The sequence below is a fragment of the Aureimonas sp. AU22 genome, assembly GCF_001463745.1.
Lineage (GTDB): Bacteria > Pseudomonadota > Alphaproteobacteria > Rhizobiales > Rhizobiaceae > Aureimonas.
This window is the reverse complement of record NZ_BBWJ01000048.1, coordinates 18,297-33,513: the sequence shown is the minus strand read 5'-3', so window position 1 is coordinate 33,513 and position 15,217 is coordinate 18,297. Positions and strand designations below refer to the sequence as shown.

General features: G+C 67.3%; 16 protein-coding genes and 1 riboswitch. Of the genes, 5 read left to right on the top strand and 11 right to left on the bottom strand.

Features of this window, described 5'->3' with window-relative positions; translation table 11 throughout:
• Positions 1 to 105: riboswitch (TPP riboswitch) on the bottom strand.
• Positions 106 to 203: 98 nt separating this feature from the next.
• Both AUL34_RS18140 and AUL34_RS22005 read right to left on the bottom strand, forming a co-directional pair.
• A complete protein-coding gene (locus AUL34_RS18140) occupies positions 204 to 455 on the bottom strand; it encodes a DUF2171 domain-containing protein (protein WP_061936901.1) in 252 nt (83 codons plus the stop codon).
• Between the two features lie 26 nt (positions 456 to 481).
• Entirely contained in the window at positions 482 to 658 is a 177-nt protein-coding gene (locus AUL34_RS22005) for a DUF2934 domain-containing protein (protein WP_082653472.1), read from the bottom strand.
• 376 nt (positions 659 to 1,034) lie between these two features.
• Here AUL34_RS22005 and AUL34_RS18135 point away from each other — a divergent pair, with 376 nt between their 5' ends.
• The gene (locus AUL34_RS18135; RefSeq protein WP_061936898.1) at positions 1,035 to 2,945 is read left to right on the top strand and encodes a potassium transporter Kup; all 1,911 of its coding nucleotides are present in this window, start codon (positions 1,035 to 1,037) and stop codon (positions 2,943 to 2,945) included.
• A gap of 141 nt (positions 2,946 to 3,086) precedes the next feature.
• Entirely contained in the window at positions 3,087 to 3,341 is a 255-nt protein-coding gene (locus tag AUL34_RS18130) for a hypothetical protein (protein WP_061936895.1), read from the top strand.
• Between the two features lie 109 nt (positions 3,342 to 3,450).
• Here the strand turns inward: AUL34_RS18130 and AUL34_RS18125 are convergent, their stop codons facing one another.
• Positions 3,451 to 4,512, bottom strand: coding sequence for a glycosyltransferase family 1 protein (locus AUL34_RS18125; RefSeq protein ID WP_061936892.1), 1,062 nt, complete (start codon positions 4,510 to 4,512; stop codon positions 3,451 to 3,453).
• A gap of 119 nt (positions 4,513 to 4,631) precedes the next feature.
• Here AUL34_RS18125 and AUL34_RS18120 point away from each other — a divergent pair, with 119 nt between their 5' ends.
• Complete coding sequence (locus AUL34_RS18120) at positions 4,632 to 5,810, top strand: NAD-dependent epimerase/dehydratase family protein (RefSeq protein ID WP_061936889.1); 1,179 nt, start codon at positions 4,632 to 4,634, stop codon at positions 5,808 to 5,810.
• Positions 5,811 to 5,821: 11 nt separating this feature from the next.
• On the opposite strand, the gene AUL34_RS18115 is transcribed toward AUL34_RS18120, so the two are convergent.
• Positions 5,822 to 6,151 (bottom strand): antibiotic biosynthesis monooxygenase, encoded by a 330-nt coding sequence (locus AUL34_RS18115; RefSeq protein ID WP_061936886.1) that lies wholly within the window; start codon positions 6,149 to 6,151, stop codon positions 5,822 to 5,824.
• 288 nt (positions 6,152 to 6,439) lie between these two features.
• Here AUL34_RS18115 and AUL34_RS18110 point away from each other — a divergent pair, with 288 nt between their 5' ends.
• Positions 6,440 to 7,255 (top strand): lytic transglycosylase domain-containing protein, encoded by an 816-nt coding sequence (locus tag AUL34_RS18110; protein ID WP_061936883.1) that lies wholly within the window; start codon positions 6,440 to 6,442, stop codon positions 7,253 to 7,255.
• A gap of 103 nt (positions 7,256 to 7,358) precedes the next feature.
• On the opposite strand, the gene AUL34_RS18105 is transcribed toward AUL34_RS18110, so the two are convergent.
• The 4 genes from AUL34_RS18105 to AUL34_RS18090 all read right to left on the bottom strand — a co-directional run bounded on the left by AUL34_RS18105 (position 7,359) and on the right by AUL34_RS18090 (position 11,231).
• Positions 7,359 to 8,090 carry a glutathione S-transferase gene (locus AUL34_RS18105; protein WP_156420987.1) on the bottom strand — a complete coding sequence of 244 codons (732 nt, stop codon included), beginning with the start codon at positions 8,088 to 8,090 and terminating at the stop codon, positions 7,359 to 7,361.
• 134 nt (positions 8,091 to 8,224) lie between these two features.
• Positions 8,225 to 9,016 (bottom strand): ATP-binding cassette domain-containing protein, encoded by a 792-nt coding sequence (locus AUL34_RS18100; RefSeq protein ID WP_061936877.1) that lies wholly within the window; start codon positions 9,014 to 9,016, stop codon positions 8,225 to 8,227.
• The gene (locus tag AUL34_RS18095) at positions 9,016 to 10,092 is read right to left on the bottom strand and encodes an ABC transporter permease (RefSeq protein ID WP_061936874.1); all 1,077 of its coding nucleotides are present in this window, start codon (positions 10,090 to 10,092) and stop codon (positions 9,016 to 9,018) included. The genes AUL34_RS18100 and AUL34_RS18095 overlap by 1 nt, the downstream gene beginning before the upstream one ends.
• 164 nt (positions 10,093 to 10,256) lie before the next feature.
• A complete protein-coding gene (locus tag AUL34_RS18090; RefSeq protein WP_061937136.1) occupies positions 10,257 to 11,231 on the bottom strand; it encodes a sugar ABC transporter substrate-binding protein in 975 nt (324 codons plus the stop codon).
• Positions 11,232 to 11,493: 262 nt separating this feature from the next.
• On the opposite strand from AUL34_RS18090, the gene AUL34_RS18085 reads away from it, so the two are divergent.
• A complete protein-coding gene (locus tag AUL34_RS18085; RefSeq protein WP_082653470.1) occupies positions 11,494 to 12,732 on the top strand; it encodes an ROK family transcriptional regulator in 1,239 nt (412 codons plus the stop codon).
• Here the strand turns inward: AUL34_RS18085 and AUL34_RS18080 are convergent.
• Genes AUL34_RS18080 through AUL34_RS22925 form a run of 3 tightly spaced genes read right to left on the bottom strand, consistent with a single transcriptional unit; the run spans position 12,729 to position 15,196 of the window.
• Positions 12,729 to 13,178, bottom strand: a complete 450-nt coding sequence (locus AUL34_RS18080) for an NfeD family protein (protein WP_244492636.1) — start codon at positions 13,176 to 13,178, stop codon at positions 12,729 to 12,731. The genes AUL34_RS18085 and AUL34_RS18080 overlap by 4 nt on opposite strands.
• Positions 13,178 to 14,176 (bottom strand): SPFH domain-containing protein, encoded by a 999-nt coding sequence (locus AUL34_RS18075; RefSeq protein ID WP_061937127.1) that lies wholly within the window; start codon positions 14,174 to 14,176, stop codon positions 13,178 to 13,180. Before AUL34_RS18075 ends, AUL34_RS18080 begins: the two co-directional genes overlap by 1 nt.
• Before the next feature lie 42 nt (positions 14,177 to 14,218).
• Positions 14,219 to 15,196, bottom strand: a complete 978-nt coding sequence (locus tag AUL34_RS22925; protein WP_244492635.1) for a bifunctional UDP-sugar hydrolase/5'-nucleotidase — start codon at positions 15,194 to 15,196, stop codon at positions 14,219 to 14,221.
• Between the last annotated feature and the right edge of the window lie 21 nt (positions 15,197 to 15,217).

Here is a 15,217-nt window from a genome sequence, read left to right as displayed (position 1 = left end):
GACGACGCCCATTCCCGTTCCTACGCCGGTATGACCCGGATCAGGTTCAAGGGTTCAGCCGCCCGGCCATCTCAGCACCCGTATGGTGCACCCCTCGGAATAGGGAAAGGATCGCGCAGCGCGATCGCGAAGTCAACGACGCCGCGCGATACGCGGCCCCGTCGTGCCGGGCAGGGTCCTGCCGCCGCCCGCGGCGAAAGGCATCAGGCCGGAGAGCCGTCGTCTTCCTCTTCCATGGAGACGGCGACATCGGCATTGGCCGACAGACGTACGCGCTCGCCCTCGACTTCGGCGACGAGGCCGATCGGCACGTAGTGATGGTGGCCCTTGTGCGTCCCTTCGCCGCTGTCGCGGCGGGTCAGCTTGATCCGGTGCTCCTCCACGCGATCCACCGTGCCGACATGGGTGCCGTCGGCACCGATGACGTCCATGTGTTCCCTGATGTCCTGGCGCATCGATGTCTCCGATCTGGATGGGGCGCTCAGCGCGCGACGAAGCGGTTCTCGTGGGTGGGTTCATCCTTGCGCTGGTCGGGCTCGCCTTCGACCTTGCGCGCGGCCTCGGCCCAGAAGTCGTGCTCCCGGCCCGACGGTCGTCCGGCCTTCTCCCACAGGAAGTAGGCCAGGTTCCGGATTTCCTGATCCCGATCCGACGTCATTGCGGTCTCCTCGCACGCTTGGCGGTCCTGTTCCTGCGGGGCCAGGCGATCAACGCTCGTCGGCCGGCCGAAGATCGACCTCTCGGTGTTGATACATAAGCCTCCCGACCCGGCCGGGAAGGCATGGCAATGGCTAGGCGCGACAGGTTTTTTCGAGACATCCGAGGGCAGCTCCCGGTTGCCGCGCGCTGCCTTTTGCAGCGCCGCGTTTCCGTGCTATTGCCGCTGCCGCAGGCCCGCCGCGCTCACCAGCGCGTCCGGTGCCATCATATCATGACGTGCCGTCCGACACCCGGGCGCACGGCCAGCGCAGAGGCGAAGGCGTCGGCCTCTTGACCCACCCGTTCCGTTCCATCCCGGAGGCCTCGTTCGAGGAATGACCAGTGGTCAGGCGGCTCCTGCGGCCGAGACGCAGATTCAGACGCGCGAGAACCCGCACGCCAAGAGCCTCGGCCCTCTCGTGCTGGGCAGCATCGGTGTCGTCTATGGCGATATCGGGACGAGCCCGCTCTATGCGATGAAGGAATCGCTGCTGCATGTCGGCGGCGTTCCCTCGGCGAGCGAGATCATCGGCATCGTGTCGCTGCTGGTCTGGTCGCTCATCTTCGTCGTCACGGTGAAGTACGTGATGCTGGTGCTGCGCGCCGACAACCAGGGCGAGGGCGGGGCGCTGTCGCTGATGGCGCTGGCCCAGAAGGCGCTCGCCAAGCCCAACAAGGTGATCCTCGGTCTCGGCATCGTCGGCGCCGCGCTGTTCTACGGCGATGCCATCCTGACGCCCGCGGTCTCCGTGCTGTCGGCGGTCGAAGGGCTCAAGGTCGCCGCTCCCGGCCTCGACCCCTACATCGTGCCGATCGCGCTCGCCGTCATCGTCGGGCTCTATGCCGTCCAGTCCTTCGGCACCTCGCAGGTCGCGCGCTTCTTCGGGCCGATCATGTCGGTCTGGTTCATCGCGCTGGCCGCGATCGGTGTCTCGCACATCGGCGACGCGCCGCAGATCCTGCACGCGCTCAACCCGATCAACGGGTTCTGGTTCATGACGAGCCACGGGATCATCGGCTTCACGGTGCTCGGCTCGGTGTTCCTGGCCGTCACCGGCGCCGAGGCGCTCTATGCGGACATGGGGCATTTCGGCAAGCGGCCGATCCAGTTCGCCTGGCTCGGCTTCGTCGGTCCGGCGCTGCTTCTCAACTATCTCGGCCAGGGCGCCTACGCGCTGCACGATCCGACCGTGCTTCCGAACCTCTTCTTCCTGTCGGCTCCGGAATGGGCGCGCGTTCCGCTGGTGATCCTGGCGACCATGGCCACCATCATCGCGGGGCAGGCGGTGATCACGGGCGCCTTCTCGCTGACCCAGCAGGCGATCCAGCTCGGCCTCCTGCCGCGCCTGCAGATCGAATACACGTCCGAGACCGAGCAGGGGCAGATCTACCTGCCGACCGTCAACTGGCTCATGCTGATCGGTGTCGTGCTCCTCGTCCTGTTCTTCCAGGACTCCTCGTCGCTGGCCGCCGCCTACGGCATCGCCGTCACCGGCACGATGGTGGTCACCAGCCTCCTTGCGGTCGTCGTCTTCGCCTATGGCTGGAAATGGGGGCTGGGGCTCGCCGTCGCCGTGGTCACGCCGTTCCTCGCCATCGACCTCGCCTATCTCGCCGCCAACCTCCTGAAGCTCGCCGACGGCGGCTACCTGCCGCTCGTCATCGGCGGCTGCATCGTCGTGCTGATGGCGGTGTGGGTGCGGGGCGTGCGCCTTCTCAACACGAAGGCCGCCCAGCAGAACCTGTCGCTCGAGACCTTCATCAAGGCGATGGAAACCTCGTCCGTCTCGCGCGTCGCGGGCACGGCGATGTATCTGACGTCGACGCCCGAGACCGTGCCGTCGGCGCTGCTGCACAACCTGAAGCACAACCGCGTCCTGCACGAACGCAACGTCATCGTCACGATCCGCACGGCCAACACGCCCTATGTGCCGCTCGCCGAGCGGATCCGGTACCGCGAGCTGGCGCCCGGCTTCGCCTTGATCGAGCTGCATTACGGGTTCCTGGAAGAGCCCAACCTCGTCCAGGCGCTTATCCAGCTGCGCGAGAAGGGAGTGAAGTTCGACGTCATGTCGACGACCTTCTTCGTCGGGCGCCGGCGCATCCGCTCGGCGGCGCGTTCGGAGATGCCGCGCTGGCAGAGCCAGCTCTTCATCAAGATGGCTCGGCATTCCTACGACATGATCGACTACTACAAGATCCCCGCCAACCGCGTCGTCGAGCTGGGCACCTACGTCACCCTGTAGGCCGCCTCGGCTCTCGCAAAAGGCGCTCCACGCCCTAGTTGTCCCATTGGGTGGCCGCCTCGGTCGCCATGCCGGGTTTTCCCGCACGCGAGGGCTTCCTCGGGTGCGTGATCAAGGTCCCGGCCGGGAAGGACGTGCCTCATGGATATGCCAATCAGGAGCGAGACGCTGCGTTCGAGCGAGCGCGGCGACATTGCCAACCGCGCCGAGAAGGGGTCGGCGATGCGCTTGATCAGTGCCGAGACCAAGGCGACCAACGACAAGACGACGCGTCTGCGCGCGCTGCGCCTGGCGCGCGAGGCCGAAGATGCGGCCGCCGCCGCCGCGCTGGCGGAAGCCGCGCCGAAGCCGGCCAAGCGCGTCCGCAAGACGGCTGCCGCCAAGAAGGTCGCCTGACGTCAGATCGACGACCCGGCGGGCCTCGGACGGCCTGCCGGGACGCTGCCAGGGGCGGGGTCCCGTGGGGACCGATCCGGCAAGGGTCCGCCGGATCCGCCCGCCGCCTTCAGGCCGCCTGCGCGATGTGCCCGGCCCGTTCCCAGACGTTCTGCGGGATGGCGACGAGATTGGCTTCGAACTCGCGCGAACAGGTTTCCCAGGAAAACCCTTCTGCAAAGCGCCGGCATCCCGCCCGGTCGATCGAGAGCGCGTCCAGCGCCGCCTGACGCAGGTCTTCCGATAGGACGGCATGCGGCGTGCCGCCGACGATGTCGCGCGGTCCGGGAACCGGGAGCGCGGCCACCGGCGTGCCGCAGGCCAGAGCCTCCAGAACCACCAGCCCGAAGGTCTCGAACCGCGAGGGGAACACGAAGACGTCGGCGGCCGACAGGTGGCGGGCGAGATCCGCGCCGTGGCGATAGCCGAGGAAATGCACCGCGGGATAAGCGGCCGTCAGTTTGGTCCGCGTCGGCCCGTCGCCCACCACGACCTTGGACCCCGGCAGGTCGAGCCCCAGGAAGGCCGGCAGGTTCTTCTCGTCGGAGACGCGGCCGAGATACATGAAGATCGGGCGGGGCAGGTTCAGGAAATCGGCGTCGAAGCCGGGCTCGTCCCGGCAGGGATGGAAGAGATCGGTGTCCACGGCCCGGCCCCAGCGGGAGATGTTGCGAAAGCCCCGTTCGCCGAGTTCCTTCTCCAGCGTCTGCGTCTGCACCATCATCCCCGCGCCCCCGTTGTGGAACCAGCGCTGCGCGGCATAGGCGGCGGCCGAGCCGAAGCCGAGCTTGCGGTCGAAATAGTCGCCGAAACGGGTGTGGAACGAGGTGGTGAAGGGGATGCCCCGCGTGCGGCAGAAGCGACGCATCGACAGGCCGATCGGGCCCTCCACCGGGATGTGGATCGAATCGGGGCGGAAGGCCTCGATGTGCCGGGCGATCGTGCGGCCGGGCGCCACGGCCAGCCGGACTTCCGGGTAGCCGGGCGCTGCAATCGTGTGCGGGCACGCGGCCGGCCCCAGAAGCTCCACCTCGTGGCCGAAGCGGCGAAGCCAGTCCGCCGTGGTCTCCAGGACCCGGACGACACCGTTGATCTGTGGTGCGGCTGCGTCGGACGCGATCAGGATGCGCATGTTTCGACTTCCCCCAACCCCGGGAAACGGAAGCGCCGTTTCCGAAAGCTTTTCACGATGATAGAGCTTGCCTTGACTGGGCGCGCCGGGGCGCGCCACGAGACGAAAGTGATGTCCGCATGAAGGTGATTGTTCTGGGTGGCGACGGGTTCTGCGGATGGGCGACGTCCCTCCACCTGTCGGCCGAAGGGCACCATGTGACCATCGTCGACAACCTGGTTCGGCGTCGGACCGACGAGGAGCTCGGCGTTTCCAGCCTGACGCCCATCCGCTCCATCGACGAGCGGCTGCAGGCCTGGCGCGAGACGCGCAACACCCCGATCGACTTCGTCGAGCTCGACGTCGCCAAGGACTACGACCGGCTGGAGGCGCTGTTCCGCGAGGTCGCGCCGGACGCCATCGTCCATTTCGCCGAGCAGCGCGCCGCGCCGTATTCGATGAAGTCGCCCTGGCACAAGCGCTACACGGTGGACAACAACGTCAACGCGACGTCCGCCGTGCTCTGCGCCATGGTGGAGGCCTGTCCGGAGGCCCATCTCGTCCATCTCGGCACGATGGGCGTCTATGGCTACGGCAAGACCAAGGGCATGACGATCCCCGAAGGATACATCGACGCGACGCTCCGCTCGGCGGGCGCCGAGGCCCATGTCGAGATCCTGTACCCGGTGGATCCCGGCTCGATCTACCATATGACGAAGACCCTCGATCAGCTTCTCTTCCTGTACTACGCCAAGAATGACGGTTTGAAGATCACCGATCTTCACCAGGGCATCGTCTGGGGGACCTCGACCCCGGAGACCGATCTCGACGAGCGCCTGGTCAATCGCTTCGACTACGATGGCGACTACGGCACCGTGCTCAACCGCTTCCTGGCGCAGGCCGCCATCGGCCACCCGCTCACCGTCCACGGCACGGGCGGCCAGACGCGCGCCTTCATCCACATCCGCGACACGGTTCGCTGCATCGCGCTCGCCATCCAGGCACCGCCGGAGCGCGGCGAGCGCGTCCGGATCATGAACCAGATGACCGAGACCCACCGGGTACGCGACCTCGCGCAGATGGTGTCGCGCATGACCGGCGTGCCGGTCGAGCATCTCGACAATCCGCGCAAGGAAATGGCCGAGAACGATCTCGTGGTCGCCAACGATTCGCTGATCGGGCTCGGCCTCCAGCCGACCCGCCTGTCCGACGGGTTGATGGAGGAGGTCGTCCACATCGCAGAGCGCCACAAGGACCGCTGCGACACCAGCCGGATCGTGTGTTCCTCGCTCTGGGTGAAGCCGATCGCGGCCGAATAGGGCGGCGCTAACTAGCTGCGCTGCCCCCGAGCGTCCACGGTCTGGATCACCTCGAACCCTTCGAACTCCGGATGGCCGAGATAGAGCGGGCGCGTGCCGCCCGCGCCGCGATGGGCCGCGCGGAACGCTTCCGAGCGCGTCCAGCCCTCGAAGGCGTCCCGGCTCGCCCAGATCGTGTGCGACGCGTAGAGCCGGTGATCCTCGCGCTCGGGCCCCTTCAGCATATGGAACTCCTGGAAGCCGGGGACGGTGTGCAGATGCGTCTCGCGGTTCGCCCAGAGCGTTTCGAACTCCTGTGCGGCGTCGGGAAGGACCTTGAAGCGGTTCATGGCGATGAACATCGGCAGACTTTCTGGCAGAAGCGGGGGGCTTACGCGGAAGGATAAGTCGGTGCTCCCCAGCTGACCACCCCGGTTCGTCCGGGCCGCCTCGCGAAAGCGTGAGCGCAATCGACTTGCGCCGGATGCGAAACCGGCTGGGAACGCCTCTTCGCAAACGCTTTGTTGTTGTTTAAGGCCAAAGAATCAATCGACGGTGGTGCCTTTCCGGGCTCCGCGCGACCACGCACGACCAACAGCCGGACCTGCCCTTCGAGGGGGCGGCGGACCAGAACCCAAGGGGACCATCGCATGAGCAGACTCCCGCTTCTTCGGGCGGCGCTCGCCGCTGCCGCTCTCACCTTCGCCGCGCCGGCGCTCGCCCAGAGCTGCGGCAATTCCTCGGCGGGCTTCGGACCGTGGCTGGAAAGCTTCAAATCCCGGGCAGCGGCCAGCGGCATTTCGCAGAACACGCTCCAGACGGCGCTCGGCAACGTCAGCTACGACCCCAAGGTCATCAGCCTCGATCGCAACCAGAAGAGCTTCAAGCTGTCGCTCGACGCCTTCATGGAGCGTCGGGCCCCGGCGTCCTTCGTCAAGAAGGGCAAGGGCATCATCGCGCAGAACCGCGACCTCCTGAACCGCATCGAGCAGCGCTACGGTGTCCAGAAGGAGATCCTGGTGGCGATCTGGGGCATGGAAACGGGCTTCGGTTCCAATTCCGGCAACATGAACATCTTCCGTTCGCTCGCGACTCTTTCCTACGACTGCCGCCGCTCGGACTTCTTCACCGAGGAGCTGATGGCAGCGCTGGAGATCGTGGACCGGGGCGACAAGCGCGCCGCCGACATGAAGGGCGCCTGGGCCGGCGAGATCGGCCAGACGCAGTTCCTCGCCAAGAACTACCTGCGCTATGCCGTGGACTTCGACGGCGACGGCCGACGCGACCTGATCCGCTCGAAGGCCGACGTCCTGGCCTCGACCGCCAACTTCCTGAAGCAGCACGGCTGGGTGGCCGGCGCCGGCTACGGCCCGGGCGAGCCGAACTTCGCGCGCCTCGTCGACTGGAACCGCGCGACCGTCTACCAGCAGGGCCTCGCGCTCTTCGCCTCGAAGCTCGCCAACTGATACGAACCTGCCGCCGCGGCGGCATCGGCCTTTCGATCGGACAGGGCGGCGGCAGCGATGCCGCCGCCCTTTTTTCATGACTTGGAGCGGTTCGTTCGGCCGCTCACGCGCCGTCGAGCTCGGGATAATGCCGAAAGATCCCGTCTTCGTTGAAGGCGAGGCGGCGCGGGCTCGCGAGATACCGGGCGACCGGTGGATGGGCTGCCACGCGGTCGTGCAGGGCGAGGACGCGCGGATAGTTCGCCTCGATCGCCGCCATGCGCCGGGGAAAGGCGTAGCGCAGGCCTTCGACGATTTGGAACAGGCCGAGATCGACATAGGTCAGGCGATCGCCGACGAGAAAGCCGCTCGGGTTTGCCGACAGAAGACGCTCGTACCAGCCGAGAAACTTCGGCATCCGCTCGCGCCGGAACTCCTCCGAGCGCCGCCGCGCTTCCGGCTTCTGATCGTCGTAGTAGAGACCGGTGCCGACCGGATGGTGCGTGTCATGCGCTTCCGCCACGAGGTCCGCGGTGGTGAGCGCGATTGTGCGGGCGAAGAGGCGGTCGGCTTCCGCCTGCGGTGCAAGGCCCAGCCGTTCGCCGAGATGGGCCGAGACCTCGGCGGCCTGTGCCACGAGCCGATCGTCCTCGACGAGGAAGGGCGGCGCGAAGGGGATGCGTCCGCCGATGCCCGTCTCCAGGATCGCCATCATCGCCGAAACGCCGCCGCCTTCCGCTTCGTCCAGGCGGCCCATGTCGCGATAGGGGGCTTCCGCCGCTTCCAGGACGAGGCGCGGAAACTCGCCGCGGCCCTGAAGGCCGGGCCAATAGTAGAGGTCGAAGCGCTCGGTCATCGCTGGGGCTCCCATCGGTCCTTCGCCGGGAAGCTCGGTTCCGCGAACCCGAAGTCAACCGCCCGAACCCCGAAACGAACGAAGCCGGCTCGGTGAGGAGCCGGCTTCGCAGGCAGTTGGGGAAGATCCCGTCGTCAGGCCGCCAGGATTTCCGGCTCGGGCGCCTTGGCGCCGGTCATCAGCGCCACGGCATCGGACATGGTGATCGACTTCGGGTCCACCACGCAGAGACGCTTCGACAGGCGATGGATGTGGATGCGGTCGGCGATCTCGAAGACATGCGGCATGTTGTGCGAGATGAGCACGATCGGCAGGCCGCGCGCACGCACCTCGAGGATGAGGTCGAGAACCTTGCGCGATTCCTTCACGCCGAGCGCCGCTGTCGGCTCGTCGAGGATCAGGACCTTGGAGCCGAAGGCGGCGGCCCGCGCCACCGCCACGCCCTGGCGCTGGCCGCCGGAGAGCGTTTCCACCGCCTGGTCGATGTTCTGGATGGTCATCAGGCCGAGCTCGGAGAGCTTTTCGCGGGCGATCTTGCGCATGCGCGGCTTGTCGAGCATGCGCAGGTACGACCCGAGCGGTCCCGGGCGGCGAAGCTCGCGACCGAGGAACATGTTGTCGGCGATCGAGAGGGCCGGCGACAGGGCGAGCTGCTGGTAGACCGTCTCGATGCCGCTGTCGCGCGCCGCCTGCGGATTGGCGAAGGTGACGGGCTTGCCGTCGAGCCGCACCTCGCCCGCATCCGGCGCCACGGCGCCGGACAAAGCCTTGATCAGCGTCGACTTGCCGGCGCCGTTGTCGCCGATCACGGCGAGGATCTCGCCGGGATAGAGGTCGAAGTCGGCGTTGTCGATCGCCACCACGCGGCCGTACCGCTTGTTGAGGCCGCGCGCCTGAAGGACGGGTTGGGTGCCGAGCTGAACCATTACGCCGAGACCTTTCTGATCCACTGGTCGGCCGCGACGGCCAGGATGATGAGGGCGCCGACGGTGAGGCGCGTCCACTGAGGGTCGGTGCCGTAGATGCGCAGGCCCATGGCGAAGACGCCGACGATGAGGGCGCCGACCAGCGTGCCGAGCACCGAGCCGCGGCCGCCGAAGAGCGAGGTGCCGCCGATCACCACCGCGGTGATGGCCTGGATGTTGGCCTCGTAGCCTGAGGTCGGAGAAACCGAGCCGATGCGCCCGATGAGCGCCCAGCCGGCGAAGGCGCAGATGAGGCCCGACACCGCATAGACCGAGATCAGCACCTTGTTGGAGCGGATGCCCGACAGGCGCGCGGCGTCCTCGTCGTCGCCGATGGCGTAAACGTGCCGGCCCCAGGCGGTGTAGTTCAGGACGTAGTAGAAGAGCGCGACCAGGATGAGCACGCTGACGACGGCGTAGGTGAAGACGGCGCCGCCGAGCTGGAACGTGTTGCCGAGGAACTGAAGGAGGGGCGCTTCGGCCGTCACGTCCTGCGCCCGGATCGTGGCGTTCTGGGTGTAGATGAAGTTGACCGCCTCGTAGACGAACCACATGCCGAGCGTCACGATGAAGGGCGGCAGGCGAACCTTGGCGACGAGGACGCCGTTGATCGCCCCGCACAGCGTTCCCACCGCGAAGCCGACGAGGATCGCGATCGGGGCGGGCACGCCGTTCATCACGGCGAGATTGCCCATGATCACGGAGGACAGGACCATGATCGCGCCGACCGAAAGGTCGATGCCCGCGGTCAGGATGATCAGCGTCTGCGCCACGCCGACGATGCCGACGATCGCCACCTGCTGCAGGATCAGCGTCATCGTGAAGGCGTTGAAGAACCGCTGGCCGATCAGGAGGCCGAACACCATGATGCCGAAGAGCAGGACGATGATCGGCACCATGGTCGGGTTGCCGTGCAGGAAATGCTGGAGATGCTGAAGCGGCGTCCGGCCATGGCCGGAGAAGTCGGCGACGCGCGTATCGCTCTTGGCGAGGCCGGATTCGAAGTCGCTGCCCTTGCTAGACGTGGTTTCGCTCATGGAACGAGGCCTCCCGGGGGCTTCTCGGCCGGTTCTGGCGCCGGCGGTGCGCCTGATGGACACGCCGGGCGCCCTATGGCGAGCGGCCCGATCGTTGTGGGGTGGTCTGGGACGGCGTGAAACGAAAACGGGAAGCCCGAAGGCTTCCCGTTTTCCCGATGCTGTCAGCCCCAGCAGGCCTTGGCGGCGGCCGCGGTGTCCATCGACTTCACGCCGTCGACCGGCTGGTCGGTGACGAGGTCGACGCCCGTGTTGGTGATCTCGAGGCCCTCGGACGCCTGCGGCTTGGCGCCGCTTTCGGCGAAGGCCTTGACCGCCTCGACGCCCATGGCCGCCATCTTCAAGGGATACTGCATGGAGGTCGCGCCGATCACGCCGTCCTTGACGTTCGCGACTCCCGGGCAGCCGCCGTCGACGGAGACGATCGTGACCTTGCCGGCGAGGCCGAGGGCCTTGAGGGCCTCGTAGGCGCCGGCCGCGGCCGGCTCGTTGATGGTGTAGACGAGGTTGATCGTCGGATCCTTCTGGAGAAGGTTCTCCATGGCCTGGCGGCCGCCCTCTTCGTTGCCGTTGGTCATGTCGTGTCCGACGATGCGCGCGTCGTCCTCGTCGCCCACCACGTCCTTGTTCTTCACGTCGATGCCGAAGCCTTGCATGAAGCCCTGGTCGCGCAGCACGGCGACGGAAGGCTGCATCGGGGTCAGGTCGAGGAAGGCGATCTTCGCGCTCTCCGCCTCCGCACCCATCTTGGCCTTGGCCCACTGGCCGATCAGCACGCCCGCCTCGAAGTTGTCGGTGGCAAAGGTCGCGTCGGCGGCGTCCAGCGGCTCCAGCGGCGTGTCGAGCGCGATCACGATGAGGCCCGCGTCGCGCGCCTTCTTCGCCGAGGAAACGATCGCCTTGGTGTCGGAGGCCGCGATGAGGATGCCCTTGGCGCCGGCCGCGATGCAGCTCTCGATCGCCTGGACCTGGCTGTCATGGTCGCCGTCGACCCGGCCCGCATAGGACTGGAGGTTGATGCCGAGTTCCTTGGCCTTGGCCTCGGCGCCCTCCTTCATCTTGACGAAGAACGGATTGGTGTCCGTCTTGGTGATGAGGCAGACGGTCATGGGCGACTGAGCGGAGGCACCGGCCGTCATGGCGGCGAGACCGAGTGCGCCGAGCGCGGCGGATGCGAGGTATCGACGAAGCTGCAAGGACCATCTCCCGAAACTGGATGCGACGCCCGTCATGGCGTCCCGTCGGGCGGCTCTCCTCGGCCACACCGAACGCAAGGCATCCAACAACCTCGCGAAATATCTGTCAATCGATAACTCATCGAGATTTATTTATTGACAGGTTTTGGGGGGTGGTGAAGGGTTACCTATCGCCGTCCCGCCGGACGGCCAGAGGATGACAGGCATGGAGGAGGCGATACTGCCCGGCGGCGAGGCGCCGGCGGGCTCCGTTCGCGAGGCGACCGACGAGCGCCTGCGCGGATCGAATCAGGCGGGACTTCGGGCGCACAACGAACGCGCGGTCCTCTCGCTGATCCGCCGTCACGGGGAACTCGCCAAGTCGCAGATCGCGCGCCTGTCCGGCCTGTCGCCGCAGACGGCGTCCGTGATCATGCGCTCGCTGGAGGCGGAAGGGCTCGTGCTGGCGGGGGAGCCGCGGCGCGGCCGCGTCGGACAACCATCCGTGCCGATGCGCCTCAATCCGGACGGGGCCTTTTCCTTCGGGCTCAAGCTCGGGCGCCGCACGAGCGAGATCGTGCTGATGGACTTCGTCGGTCAGGTGCGCGACTCCCGGGACATCCTGTATCGCTTTCCGCGCCGCGCCGAGATCCAGGCCTTCGTCGAGGCGGGTGTCGCGGACCTGCGCGCAAGCCTTGCCCCGGCCCTTCGCCGGCGCATCGCCGGGCTCGGCGTCGGCATGCCCTTCGAGCTCTGGTCCTGGGGCGAGGCGAACGGCGCGCCGGCCGGCGAGATGGAGGAGTGGCGCCATCTCGACATCGCTGCGGAACTCGAGTCGCTGACCGGCGAGGCCGTCTATGTCGCCAACGATGTCACGGCCGCCTGCGGCGCGGAACAGGCTTTCGGCACCACCGATTCCGCCGATTACATCTATTTCTTCGTCGGCGCCTTCGTGGGCGGGGGCATCGTGATCGACGGGACGCTGGTCTCGGGCCGCACCGGCAATGCGGGGGCGCTGGGCTCGATGCCGGTGCCTGCGGCCGGCGGTGGTCGCCATCAGCTCATCCACGCCGCCTCGATCCACGTCCTGGAGCGCCGGGTGGAGGAGGCGGGGCGCTCGGCGGTCGAGCTCTGGCGCAAGGACGCCGACTGGACCGGTCTCGGGGACCTTCTGGACGCCTGGATCGCGGAGGCTGCCGAGGGCCTTGCCCATGCCATCGCCGCCGCCGTCTCGGTCTACGACTTCGAGAAGGCCGTGATCGACGGCAGCTTTCCCGCTCCCGTGCGGGGGCGACTGACGGAGGCGACCCGCGAGGCGTTGAAGGAGATCGACCTGCAGGGGCTGCCGCCGGTGGCGGTCGCCGAGGGCACGATCGGCCGCTCGGCGCGCGAGGTCGGGTCGGCGAGCCTGCCCTTCTTCGCCAAGTTCTTCCTCGATCACCGCGTGCTTCTGGCCGAGCGCTAGGGGTCCGACGCGCGTACTTGCAGCACCGAGCCCTTGGCCGCCTCGATCACCACGCTTGCGCCGACGGGAAGGTCGGGTCCCTCGGCGCTCCACCAGCCGTCTTCGATCGCGACGCGGCCACGCCCGTTCCGAATCGCCTCGCTGACCAGCGCATGGCGGCCGATCAGCCGGGCGGTGCGGTCGTTGAGCGGCTCGCCCGAGGACGTCTTCGCGCGCTGCCCGTACCAGCGATGGCCGAGCAGCGTCGCAACGCCCGAGACCACGGCGAACCCGATGAGTTGGCTCTGCCAGGAGAGGCCGGGCAGAACCCAGGCATTGGCGCCGACCACGAGGGCCCCGATCCCGAAGAACAGGAGATAGACGCCCGGCAGGGCGAGTTCGCCGAGGAGCAGGAGGACGCCGAGGATCCACCAGCCATAGGTGCCGACGAGTTCACCCATCGGCATCAGGCCTCCGGCCGGGGAAACACGACGCCTGTCTTCGGGACCGACGAGGCGGGCTTCTGCGGCGCCGGGCGGGACGGGGCATCGGGAAGGCTCGCCTTGGCGAGCTCCGCGATGCCACCGAGGGAGCCGATCAGCGACGAGGCCTCCAACGGCATCAGGATGACGCGCTGGTTGGGCGCGCTCGCGAGCTTGGCGAGGGCTTCGGTGTATTTCTGGGCGATGAAGTAGTTGATCGCCTGCACATCGCCCGCCGCGATGGCTTCGGAGACGAGCTGCGTCGCCTTGGCCTCGGCCTCGGCCAGCCGCTCGCGGGCCTCGGCCTCGCGGAAGGCCGCCTCGCGCTTGCCCTCGGCCTCGAGGATCTGCGACTGCTTCTCGCCCTCGGCGCGCAGGATCTTGGCGTTGCGCGCCCCTTCCGCCTCCAGGATCTCGGCGCGCTTCTCGCGCTCGGCCATCATCTGGCGGGCCATGGAATCGACGAGGTTCTTCGGCGGGTTGATGTCCTTGATCTCGATGCGGGTGATCTTGATGCCCCAGCCGTGCGCCGCCTGGTCCACCACGCGCAGAATGCGTTCGGAGATCGTGTCGCGGTTGGACAGGAGGTCGTCGAGGTCCATCGAGCCCATGACCGAACGCAGGTTGGTCATCACGAGGTTGAGGATCGCATATTGCAGGTTCGACACCTCGTAGGCGGCCGCCGACGCGTCGAGGATCTGGTAGAAGGCGACCCCGTCGGCGGCCACGGACGCGTTGTCGCGGGTGATGACCTCCTGCGTGGGAACGTCGAGCACCTGCTCCATCATGTTCATCTTGTGCCCGATGCGCTCGACGAAGGGCACGATCAGGTTGAGACCGGGCGTCAGCGTGCGCACGTAGCGGCCGAAGTTCTCGACCGTGTAGTTGTAGCCCTGCGGCACGATCTTGACCGTGGACGCGAGGACGATGAGGACTGCGAACACCGCCACGACGACGAGGATGCTGCCGAGGCCGAAATCCATGAAAGTGCCGTTCATCAAGCTACCGCCTCTGCGTTTCTCATTTCATTCGACCTCGCGGATTCGCCCGTCGGTTGAAGCCTTGTAGGGCGAGTTGCCGTTCTGAAGATAGGCGATCACCGCATCCTCCATGTTTGGTCCGAAGTCGTAGGCGTTCCTCGCATCGCGCTCGAACACGTCGTAGCCGTCGCCGCCCTGCCTGAGGAAGTTGTTGGAGACGACGGTGTAGGTGCCCTCCGGCTCGATCGGCACCCATTCGCCGGCCGCATTGCGAACCCGCACCGCCCTGACGCGCTCGACGCCGGGCGCGCCCTTGCGCGACCAGTCGAACTGGATGCCGGCGACCTGCGGGAAACGGCCGGCGCCTTCCTCGACCTTGGAGACCCCGTTCTCCAGGGCTCGTCGGATTTCGGCGCCGCTGAGCTGGAAGGTCGCGAGCGTGTTCTGGAACGGCAGGACCGTCAGCACCTCGCCCATGGTGATCGGCCCGGCGTCGATCGAGGCGCGCACGTTGCCGCCGTTGCCGATGGCGATCGTCGTGCCCTGGTTCTTCGTCCGGTCGAGGATCGCATCCGCCACGACGTTGCCCATCTCGCATTCCGCCACGCGGCACGTGTCGCGCTGGCCGTCGATCGGGGCTGCGGCCTCGGCCACGACCTGTGCCTTGATTTCCTCCAGAGGTTTCGCGAGTTCGGCGACGCGCGCCTTGACCGCCTCGTCCTCCGGCACGGAGGCGTCGAGGAGGATCGGCGCTCCGTCCGCCTTCGTCACATGGCCCTCGTCGTCGAACGTGACGGTGAGCTTTCCAAGATACTTGGAATAGGCATAGGCCTGGACGATCGGCACGTCCCGGCCGTCCGGCCGCTTCACCAGCGTCGGATAGGGCCCCGCCGCCTTGGGATCGGTGGACGAGAGCAGCGTGTGCGAGTGGCCGCCCACGATCACGTCGATGTTCGGCACCTCGGCGGCGAGGCGCTTGTCGATCTCGTAGCCGGAATGGCTGAGGAGGATGATCTTGGTCACCCCCTTCGGCGGTCAGCCGTT